The organism is Collinsella sp. AF02-46-1 (genome assembly GCF_003465825.1).
In the GTDB taxonomy this organism is placed as follows: Bacteria; Actinomycetota; Coriobacteriia; order Coriobacteriales; family Coriobacteriaceae; genus Collinsella.
The window spans coordinates 1-10,646 of the sequence record NZ_QSBV01000030.1; the positions used below are offsets into that span (position 1 = coordinate 1).

9 protein-coding genes are annotated in these 10,646 nt (G+C 58.3%); 3 read left to right on the plus strand and 6 right to left on the minus strand.

Translation table 11 applies throughout. The features are described 5' to 3' along the window. The first annotated feature begins 182 nt into the window (after nt 1–182). Entirely contained in the window at nt 183–1,631 is a 1,449-nt protein-coding gene (rlmD, locus tag DWV20_RS09420) for a 23S rRNA (uracil(1939)-C(5))-methyltransferase RlmD (RefSeq protein WP_118256870.1), read from the plus strand. A gap of 78 nt (nt 1,632–1,709) precedes the next feature. Here the strand turns inward: rlmD and DWV20_RS09425 are convergent, their stop codons facing one another. The 5 genes from DWV20_RS09425 to tilS all read right to left on the minus strand — a co-directional run bounded on the left by DWV20_RS09425 (nt 1,710) and on the right by tilS (nt 8,432). After that, nucleotides 1,710–2,531, minus strand: a complete 822-nt coding sequence (locus tag DWV20_RS09425) for a phosphatase (protein WP_118256871.1) — start codon at nt 2,529–2,531, stop codon at nt 1,710–1,712. A 165-nt stretch (nt 2,532–2,696) separates the two neighbouring features. Continuing rightward, the gene (locus DWV20_RS09430) at nt 2,697–3,881 is read right to left on the minus strand and encodes a pyridoxal phosphate-dependent aminotransferase (protein ID WP_118256872.1); all 1,185 of its coding nucleotides are present in this window, start codon (nt 3,879–3,881) and stop codon (nt 2,697–2,699) included. Between the two features lie 170 nt (nt 3,882–4,051). Then, nucleotides 4,052–6,133 (minus strand): ATP-dependent zinc metalloprotease FtsH, encoded by a 2,082-nt coding sequence (gene ftsH / locus DWV20_RS09435; RefSeq protein WP_233539821.1) that lies wholly within the window; start codon nt 6,131–6,133, stop codon nt 4,052–4,054. A gap of 61 nt (nt 6,134–6,194) precedes the next feature. Further along, complete coding sequence (gene hpt, locus DWV20_RS09440) at nt 6,195–6,743, minus strand: hypoxanthine phosphoribosyltransferase (protein WP_117757872.1); 549 nt, start codon at nt 6,741–6,743, stop codon at nt 6,195–6,197. Between the two features lie 147 nt (nt 6,744–6,890). After that, complete coding sequence (gene tilS / locus DWV20_RS09445) at nt 6,891–8,432, minus strand: tRNA lysidine(34) synthetase TilS (protein ID WP_199411036.1); 1,542 nt, start codon at nt 8,430–8,432, stop codon at nt 6,891–6,893. A gap of 48 nt (nt 8,433–8,480) precedes the next feature. Here tilS and DWV20_RS09450 point away from each other — a divergent pair, with 48 nt between their 5' ends. Continuing rightward, entirely contained in the window at nt 8,481–9,290 is an 810-nt protein-coding gene (locus DWV20_RS09450; protein WP_117736951.1) for an MBL fold metallo-hydrolase, read from the plus strand. 80 nt (nt 9,291–9,370) lie between these two features. On the opposite strand, the gene DWV20_RS09455 is transcribed toward DWV20_RS09450, so the two are convergent. Next, nucleotides 9,371–9,802, minus strand: a complete 432-nt coding sequence (locus tag DWV20_RS09455) for an Hsp20/alpha crystallin family protein (RefSeq protein ID WP_117779449.1) — start codon at nt 9,800–9,802, stop codon at nt 9,371–9,373. A gap of 277 nt (nt 9,803–10,079) precedes the next feature. On the opposite strand from DWV20_RS09455, the gene DWV20_RS09460 reads away from it, so the two are divergent. Beyond that, nucleotides 10,080–10,547 carry a hypothetical protein gene (locus DWV20_RS09460; protein ID WP_117635976.1) on the plus strand — a complete coding sequence of 156 codons (468 nt, stop codon included), beginning with the start codon at nt 10,080–10,082 and terminating at the stop codon, nt 10,545–10,547. The last annotated feature ends 99 nt before the right edge of the window (nt 10,548–10,646 follow it).

Here is a 10,646-nt window from a genome sequence, read left to right on the forward strand (position 1 = left end):
GCACATTAAGTGCTCTCCTGTTCGTGCGGAACTCGCGACAAACTTAACCCCTGCCCCGGCACCCGGCGGGCAAACGTCGTTGGGCTTATCACTGACATGAAATGGGCGCTTGCATATCGTCCGCTAGCTTGGCACGGTACAATGCTTTCAGATTTCAATTTGTAAATTAGTGGGGTTAATTCATGGCAGAATCTCGTGCGGAGCGTAAGGCTCGTCGTGCTTTGGTGGAGGCGGCTGAGGGGTCGAAGAAGGAGAAATCTTCTACGAAATCCAAGTCTTCTAAAGCTGCAAAAAGCAAATCGACTAAGAGCAGGACTAAGGCCAAGCGTCCCGGCTCTCGTCGGGGCGGGGATAAGGCGCCTCAGGCTCGCTCCAAGCGTCCGTATAGTGATTCGGCTTCGTCTGCGCGCAAGGCTGTGGATCCCAAATCTCCTTGCTCCATCATGAAAGCTTGTGGTGGGTGCACGGCGCTCAATCGTCCTTATAAGAAGCAGCTGGCGGCCAAGCAGGCTGCTATGGAAGAGCTGTTTGCTGAGCTCTGCGAGCGCGAGGGTATTGCCGTTGATCCCATTCGCGGTATGGGTGTTACCCTGGGTGACCCGGGCAAATATCCTGCGCCGCGTGGCTTTCGTCATAAGGCTGCCACTCCCTTTGCTCCCGGTAAGGAGGGCGCTGTCCGTTGCGGTTTCTTTGAGCGCGGCACGCACAAGATCGTTGCCGTACCCGAGTGTCCTGTCGAGGCGCCGGGTGCCCGTCAGATTCTCAACGGCATCGCCCGCGAGGCCGAGCGCCTACGCATTGCCGCCTTTAACGAGGACAAGCACCTGGGCTTGCTTCGCTATGCCGTCGTCCGCTGCGGCTGGCGTACCGACCAGGTCATGGTTACGCTCGTGACCGCCCAGCGTGACTTGCCGCATGCACAGGAGTTCTTTGAGGCCGTCGCGGCGCTCGATTCGCATATCGTCACCGTTGCCCATAATATCAATGGCCGTCCCGGTAACGCCATCTTGGGTGAGGAGACTCGTATCGTCTATGGCGCCGAGTGCATGCGCGACCAGCTGCTCAGTTGCGAATTCGATATCTCCCCTACCGCGTTCTATCAGACCAATCCGCAGCAGACCGAGCTGCTCTATCAGCTCGCGATTGACGGCATGGATCTGCAGCAGGGTGACATTCTAATGGACGCTTACTGCGGCAGCGGCACCATCGGTCTGTGCGCCGCGAAGGATGCCCAGGACAGGGGTATCGGCATTATGCTGCTCGGCGTGGAGCGCAACCCGGCGGGCATTGCCGACGCACGTCGCAATGCCGAGCTCAACGGCCTCACCCGCAGCGCCTGGTTTATGGCCGACGACGCCACCGACTACATCCTCGATGCCGCCGACAACAACGAACGCGTCGACGTCCTTTCCATCGACCCGCCGCGCGCCGGCTCCACCCCCGAGTTCCTCGAAGCCGCCTGCGCACTCAAGCCGCGCCGCATCACCTATATCAGCTGCAACCCCGTGACCCAAGAGCGTGACCTGCACCAGCTCCTCGACGGAGGCTATCGCCTGCTCAAGATCACGCCGGTCGACATGTTCCCCCACACCGACCACACCGAAACCGTAGCGGTCCTCGAACGCCGCTAACCCACCCCGGTAGATTTTTGAGACAAGAAAGGGGGCGGCCCGTCTGGACCGCCCCCTTTCATTGGGTATATGAGCCCGTTACATGCTCTTGCGCAGGTCACAGACGCCGGCTGCCGCCATCTCGCGCAGCAGCGTCTCGCGGTCGCGCGTCACGATCAGATCCAGCGGGAAGTGAATCTCATCGAGCATCTTGCGCGCATGATCGAGCTTGCCAATTGCCATACCAATATGCGCGTCGGTCGAGACGCCAATCCCCACGCCCAGTTCGGCGCAGCGCTCGGCAATCTTGCGGCACACGCCCCAATGCTCGGCATCGGTACCACGCTCAAGACTATGGTTGTTGATCTCGATGATCTTATGCTTGGCCTTGGCCGCCAACAACACCTCATCGATATCAAACGGAACGCCCGAGCGACCCGCGTGGCCCAGCATGAACACCTTGGGGTGCTCCAGAGCATTGATATACATCTCGGTCGTCTGGGCGAGCGTCGCGCCTTCAGCGAGCTGCGGATTATGCACACTCGCAACCAAATAATCCAAATTGCGCGTAACCAAATCGAACAGCGAATGCTCACGACTATACGAATCGCCGGCGATATCGAGCGAAACGGGAATGTCCTCGCCAAACAAGCTGCCGTCCAGCGAAACGATATCGGCCTCGGCGCCGCGAAGCACCAGCACGCCGCTCCAAATGCGCGGCCAGATATCCTGGTTAATAAAGAACTGGTAACTGCGCAGGTCATTGGGGCAGGGTGAAACCATAGAGCTCAGATGGTCGGCAGATCCGAGCACCTGCAGGCCACGCTCTGCCGCCCAGTACACATTCTCCTCAATGGTCGAATATGCATGCGCAGAGAACATCGTATGGGTATGGATATCACAGGAAAGCAGGTAGGGCATCGGATCTCCTTATCCGGCATGGCCGTCGCGTATATTCATTGTACGCATAGCCTTCGATAGTCGTAAAACCGCTCCATCCCAACGACACAACATACATGACAACGGGGTCCGGCTTAACACCAAACCCCGTTTCACGTAAAACATTACAGGCAGAGCGCTTTGCTTTTAACGATACTCGTCTGCCAGCTGCTTCCAGGCAGGTAGCGAATTGATAATCGTCTCGTAACTCACGCAATAGCCAAGGCGGAACCAACCCGGCATACCAAAGCTGTCCGAGGGAACCGCGAGCAGCTCGTACTTCTTCGCGCGCTCGCAAAATGCATTTGCATCGGGCTCGAGCGCCTTCACCCACAGGTAGAACGCGCCATCCGGCTCAACATAGGTGTAGCCGTACTCCGCCAATGCATCGGTGAGCGCCGTACGGTTGCGCGCATAGGCCTCGACATCACTCGGCTCATCGATGCAGTCGATAATCACGCGCTGGAAGAGCGCCGGTGCGCACACAAAGCCAAGCGTACGGGCAGCACCGGCAACAGCCGGCATTAGATGAGCTGCCTGAGGATTCGTATTGGGAACCAGAATCCACCCCACGCGCTCGCCCGGCAGCGACAACGACTTGGAGTACGAATAGCACACGACGGTGTGCTCGTAAATCGAGGGCACCCAAGGCACCTCGGCACCGTATACAATCTCGCGATACGGTTCGTCCGAGATCAGCATGATCGGGTTCTCGGGATCGCGCTTGACGTTGGCCTCGCGCAGAACATTGGCCAGTCGCGTCAGCGTGTCGCGCGTATACACGGCGCCGGTCGGGTTGTTCGGCGAGTCGATGATGACAGCTGCCGTCTTATCGGTAATCGCCTTGAGCACGTTATCCACGCTCAGCTGGAACGTATCTTCATCGGCGAGCGCCTCGACACACGTACAGCCGGCCTTCTCAATCCACACGCGATACTCCGGAAAGTACGGGGCGATAACAATGACCTCGTCACCCGGGTTCGTAACGGCGTTGAGCGTACAGGTGAGCGAAGCCGCCGCGCCCACGGTCATAAAGACATCCTTGCCCTCATAGCTCGTACCGAATCGACGGTTAAGCGACTCAGCCACGGCGGCTCGACATTGCGGCAGGCCCGGAGCGGGCGTATAACCGTGCAGCTGGTCACTCGGCAGTTCAAGCGCCTTTTTGATGGACTCCGCGACGGCAGCGGGAGCAGGAACGCTCGGGTTGCCCAGCGAGAAATCGAACACGTTTTCCGCGCCGATTTGCGCCTTGCGCTCAAGGCCATAGCTAAAAATCTCGCGGATGATGGAGCTTTCCGCACCGCGAGCATACATAGTTTCGTTGATCATCTGTTCCCCTTTCGCATAGGCGCTATTGTACGCTTTAGTCGAGCAAAGCGCCGCAGCAATGTTGATTGGGGACAGACTTAAATGCGTGAAAACGCTCATTTAAGTCTGTCCCCAATCAACAAAGGAAAAAGCCTCCGCAGGTTTCCCCGCGGAGGCTTTCGCCACAAAGACTATTTGTCGGTGTCGGCATCGGCATCGACATCGACGACGGCATGGTCATCGCCAGCATCATCGGATGCGGCTTCGGCATCCTCCTGCATGGCCGCCTGCGCAAAGGCCGCGGCATCAGCCGCCAGCTCCTCCTCGCTCATGCGAGGCGCGCGCTTCTTGGTCGGCATGCCGGCCGCCTTGGCATTGCGCTCCTCCTTGGCCGCCAGGATATCGCCCTCGCGCTCAAGGTAGGCGTCCCACTCGTTGTCGAGCAGGGCGTTCACGGCATCGCCCTCGACGGTCTCGCGCTCGAGCAGCACCTTCGCCATCAGATCGAGCTGACCGCGACGGGCATCCAGAATCTCGACCGCACGGCGATGGGCCTCGCGCATGATGCGCTGAACCTCGATATCGATGCGGCGTGCCGTCTCCTCGGAATAATCCTGGTGATCGGCGTAATCGCGACCAAGGAACACCTGATGCTGCGCCTCGCCAAACACTTGCGTACCCAGCTCCTCGCTCATGCCCAGACGCGTAACCATCTCGCGCGCCATCTTGGTCGCACGCTCCAGGTCGTTGCTCGCGCCCGACGTGATGTCATCGCACATGAGCTCCTCGGCAACGCGACCGCCCAAGAACACGGCGAGCTCGTCGAGCATCTCGTTCTTGGTCTTGAGGAAGTGGTCCTCCTGCGGAAGCTGCAGCGTGTAGCCCAGAGCCTGACCGCGGCTGACGATCGAGATCTTGTGGACCGGATCGGAGTGCTCCAGGATGTGGCCCACCAGGGCGTGACCGCTCTCGTGGTAGGCAATCGTGGTGCGCTCGGCCTCGGTCATCACGCGACCCTTGCGCTGCGGTCCGGCAATCACGCGCTCCATCGATTCCTCAACCTCGTCCATCGAGATCACAGAACGATGACGGCGGGCAGCCAACAGTGCAGACTCATTGAGCAAGTTCGCCAGATCGGCGCCGGTGAAGCCAACGGTCATCTGGGCGAGCTTCTCAAACTTCACGTCCTCGTCCATCGGCTTGTTCTCGGCATGCACGCGCAAGATCTGCTCGCGGCCCTTCACATCCGGACGGTCGACCGTAACCTGACGGTCAAAACGGCCGGGACGCAGCAGCGACGGATCCAGAATGTCGGGGCGGTTGGTCGCGGCGATCAGGATGACCGACTCGCTCTCCTCAAAACCGTCCATCTCGACCAGCAGCTGGTTGAGCGTCTGCTCGCGCTCGTCGTGGCCGCCGCCCAAGCCGGCTCCGCGCTGACGTCCCACGGCATCGATCTCGTCAATGAAGATGATCGACGGGGCCTGGGACTTGGCCTCCTTAAAGAGGTCACGCACACGGCTGGCGCCGACACCCACGAACATCTCGACAAAGTCGGAACCCGAGATGCTAAAGAACGGCACGCCCGCCTCGCCGGCAACGGCCTTGGCCAGCAGGGTCTTACCAGTACCCGGAGGGCCCACCAGCAACACGCCACGCGGGATCTTGGCGCCCAGCTTGCGATAGCGGTCCGGATCGCTCAAAAAGTCGCGGATCTCCTCGAGCTCCTCGACCGCCTCGTCCACACCGGCAACATCCTCAAACTTGACCTTGGGGCGCGTGGCCTCGTTGGTCTTGGCGTTAGTCTTGCCAAACTGCATGCTCCTGTTGTTGGCGCCCATCATCTGGCGCATAAAGTAGAACATGATGGCGATCAGGGCGATCGTCGGAAGCACGCTCATCGCCAAGTCGCCCCAAAAATCAGGATCGTTGGTGTTGACGATGTACTTGGTATCGGGGTGCTCCGCCATAAGCTCGGCAAGCGAATCGGAGCCGACATAGGTCGAGGAGAAGCTCTTGAGCTCGCTCGTATCACCCTTGTCCTTTTTCGTCTTCCAGTAATGACCCGCCACGCTTCCGTCTTGAACCGTATAGGTCAAATCTTCGACACGGTCCTGCTTGATGGCGCTGACCATCTCACTCGTCGCGAGCTTTACGGTATTGCTGGAGTTGGCAAAGCCGGAGCCCATGTTAAAGAAGGCGTAACCCAGGAGCGCGCAAGCCAAAAGAAAATACAGCCAGCCCGTACGCGTGGGCTTCTTGCCTCCGGGCATCCCCGGGATCTTTGGGTCCCGGGGAGTCTGGGAATTGTTGTCGTTACGGTCGTCGGGCATCTTACGAATAAACCTCCGGTTTCAAAATGCCCAGATACGGAAGGTTGCGATAGCGCTCGGCATAGTCGAGGCCGTAGCCCACCACAAAGGCATCGGGGCAATGGGTTCCAACATACTTGGGCGTGACGGCCGAGACGCGGTCCTCAACGTCCTTCCACAGGAAGGCAGCGACCTCCAGCGAGGCGGGCTTACGGCTCTCGAGATTCTTCATCAGGTACTTGAGGGTCAGGCCCGAGTCCAGAATGTCCTCGACAATCAGCACGTCGCGACCACGGATGTCGATATCCAGGTCCTTAATGATACGCACGATGCCCGAAGACTTCACACCGTCGCCATAGCTCGAAACAGCCATGAAATCGATGTTGGTCGGCAGCTCGATCTTGCGCATCAGGTCGCCCATAAAGACCACGGCGCCGCGCAGGACCGCAATCAGCACCAGATCCTTACCCGCGTAGTCGCGAGTAATCTGCTCGCCTAGGCGAGAGACGATACCGTCGATATCCTCCTGCGTAAACAGAACCTTCTCGATATCCGGATGTTGAGAAGCCATGACAACCCTTTCTTGTGCTTATCGCCCACGCACCGCCGCATGGACGCGAACTACACATTCTAGCAGCGCACGGGGTATATTTACCAGCACGTGCGCCATCAGCGCGGGAATACCGTCAACGTCGCACAGAATAGCTGGCGCGAAGCGCTATTCCGCATCGACCACACGAAGCAGATATGCCACGCGCGTTGCGGCCGTGCATTTAAAACGCTCGTCCGCGCGAACGCCCGCGACCCATACTACGGCACCTCCCGGAGCCGTTCTTACCACGGGTACGCCAGAGCGGTCTGAAACAGGAATGCGCGCCTCGTTTAACAGGTCTGACACTTTCTTGCTTCGGCCGTTCATCCCCAACGGGCACATCACGTCTCCCGGCACAGGGCTATCCACCCACAGGCGCGCCGATCGTGCCTCGGTGGGGATCTCCCCGCGCGAGCCGGCTAACATCCGCTCGCCATCGCGGTCGGCAAACCCCAGGGCCGCCGCATCCACCAAGGCCGCAACCTTTCCGGCAGCAGCAAGCTCGCGGGCACGGTGCACGATATCGCACCCCGGCTCCACAGCCATCGGCTCCGCTGTCAGCATATGCCCCGCCCCCAGCGGCAGACAACCGGGAACGGAGATCCAATCGGCCACTAAACCCTCGCGCGCCGCCGGGGCCTTGAACGCCAGCATGCCAAACTCCACACGGGCATCAATTCCCGCAGGAAGCGTAACCGAGCCCGAGCCCGCAGCGACGCAGGCGAGCACGCGCTCCACGTGCCGCATCTCCGGTCGCGCGTCGGGATCGATGCGCTTAATCGCCAACCGCACGATACGCCGTGCAATCACAACCTCAGCGGCGGCAAGACGGCGCGCATCGAGCACCAGTGCGCCCGCCGCTTCCTTGCGCAGGCAGCTTCGAAACGCCTGTGCCGAAAGCTGGGAAAGAAAGGCGTCTTCGTCGCCCAGAATTTCGCAAGCGGCGCCAATCGTCTTACAGACGCTCGCGTTGCGCCGTGCCACCACCGGCATCACCCGATGGCGTACATAGTTGCGCAGGTACGAAACGTCCTCGTTGCTTTCATCTTCCCGCCATGGCTGACCGTGCACCTGCAGATAGCTCACGAGCTCATCGTGCGTGAGGTCGAGCAAGGGGCGAACCACAATGTTCCGACGGCGCGGAATGCTCGATAGACCCGCGGGACCCGACCCTTTAATGGCATTCATCAAAAATGTTTCCGCGCGGTCCGACGAAGTATGCGCGGTACAGATACGAGCCGCCGTCCGCGGTGCGCCCGATTCAGCACAAAGTTCGCGAACATATCTCCGTGCCGCGGCATAGCGCACCTCGCGAGCCGCAGCCTCGATATTGCCCGATTCGTCATCAAAATAGGCATGCTCAACACACAGCGGCAAGCCGTATTGCGCGCACAGGTCACGTACAAAGGCCTCGTCGCCATCGGATGCCTCCCCGCGCAGATGATGGTTTACATGCAGCACGTGCAATCGCTCGCGCGCAATGGGAGCGACGCCGCGCCCGTCCTGGATATCCAGCTTTGATGTGCAAGCCATAAGGAGCAGCGCCGTCGAGTCCGCACCGCCTGATACCATGAGCACTACGGGGGCAGCGGCCCGCCGCGTTGCCAGGGCGCTCTTATCCGTCCTCGGCGCGGCATGATGTCCATAGTGCTGAGATACCGTTGGCATTCGCTTCCTCCTCTATTCGTCCGCACTCATTGTATCCTTTGGAATCTTATGTCTCGCCTGCACCTTCATATCCTCGGCAGCGGCTCAAAAGGCAACTGCGCACTCGTCGAGGGGCCTCAGGGGCTCATCATGATCGACAACGGCCTGTCCCGCCGCGAGACACTTAAACGCATGGCGGAGCTTGGCCTCTCGGCAGACGACGTCGCCTCTCTTGTAATCACCCATGAGCATGGTGACCATATCAAGGGGCTCGATGTATGGTGCAAGCACTGGCATGGTCCCCTCTTTGCCAGCAGGGACACCCTTTCATGCAAAGAAAACCTCGCGCACCTGCCCGTAGAGGAATTTGACCCCGGCGACACGCTCCCCATTGCCGGCATCCACGTGCAAACCTACTCAACATCGCACGATGTCATCAATCCTGTCGGCTATCGATTTAATGCTCTCGATGATTCCATTGGGTTTGCCACCGACACCGGAGAGTTATCGAGCAAGGCCATAGGCATCCTCAAAGACTGTCGAGTTCTCGCGCTCGAAAGTAACCACGATGTAACTATGTTGCGCGAAGGAGCGTACCCCCGCTTTCTTCAGGAGCGCATCCTGTCCACAAAGGGGCACCTCTCCAACAACCAGGCCGCCGAAGCCGCGCGCGAACTTGTTACCGATCGCACCGAACAGCTCATCGCCATGCATATCAGCCAGGACAATAATCGTCCAAGCCTTACCGTCAAAAGCTATGCCAACGCGCTTGATGCAAGTCTCGATGATGAACTCGGCAGTTCTGCCACCCGTCTTCAAGGGCCACGGAAGCTCTCGATACGCCCTGCAAGCCAGTATCAACCGACAACCATTCAATAGCCCCTCAAGACAACAAAAGGGGGCTGGGAATCACTTCCCAGCCCCCTTAACTCATACTCTCGATTGAAGCAGAGCCATCGTTAGTCGATAGAGATCTTCGTGACGTTCTTCTTCTCGACAATCTTGGGAACCGTAACGGTCAGGATGCCGTCAGCATACTTAGCCGAAAGGCCCTCGCTCGAAGCGTCCTTCAGATACACGCCGCGCGTCGCACTGTACGAGCCGAACTCCTTCTGGAGGAAGTTCTTACCCTCGTTTTCGGCGCTCTCCTCGACGTTCACGCTGATGGACAGGCGACCCTCATTGAGCTCAACGTCGATGTCATCCTTGGCGACACCGGTCAGATACGCCTTGACCTCGTAGCCATCGCCCTTGTCCTCAACGTCAACGGGGAACGCCTTGGAGGCAATCGAGTTGTTTGCAAGGTCGGTCATATCATCAAACAGATCGAACAGCGAGCTAGCAGAAGGACGAACGCCAAAAACCGAACGATAAGGAACCATGCTTGCCATGTTTACCACTCCTTTTAAGGACTGCCGAGCCATCTTCTAGGTGACTGGGACTTCTTTTGACGCTCTTATATATGCCCACCCAGTGCTCATATATACATCGACTATAAAGTTTTTTGAGTCCAGTACTATAAGCATATCTAAGTGTGTATGACTCAGGTCTTAGTAAGGTTAAGGTTCTTTGAACCAGAGCTTAAATAAGAAGTATGTTCGCAGCTACAAATAACAAGGGGCTTACAATGAGCGCGTACACGTTGTTGGTAACGAGCTAAAGGGCATCATGGACGACCAAAACCAGAACAATATGTTTATGCCGACGCAGGGCGAAGATACTTCTACGCAGCCGCCACGGTTCCATCGCCCCCACATCTCGCAAGAGCCCATTAATGATCCTGAGCCCGATTATGTGACGAGAAATCGATATCAAACGCTCGAGGATGCCCAAACGGGACGTAAACATATGGGCGTTGCCTCGGGAGACCCTGTATATCTGAAAGACGCACCATTATCTAAAAACAGCGCAGCTAGCGATGAGCCGATGAAAGCATCCGCCGCTCATCAACAAAGAGGGCCTCGACCCAAGCAAACCTTGACGCATTCGGCTCGCTATCTCGAAACGCCAAAACAGGGAAAATCAATCTTCGTTTCGTCAAGTAAACGACGCAAGCAGCATCAGCTGACAATTCTGCTTTTGATCATTGCGGCCATAGCAGTTGCCCTTGTTATACGATTTATTTTCTTTAAATAAAGGCTCAATACCAAAAACAACAAGATCGTCTGGTGTAATTGAGTCATTTACACCCCGTAAACGCAAAAAAGGGGGAGGCCGCGAGGCCTCCCCCTTCTT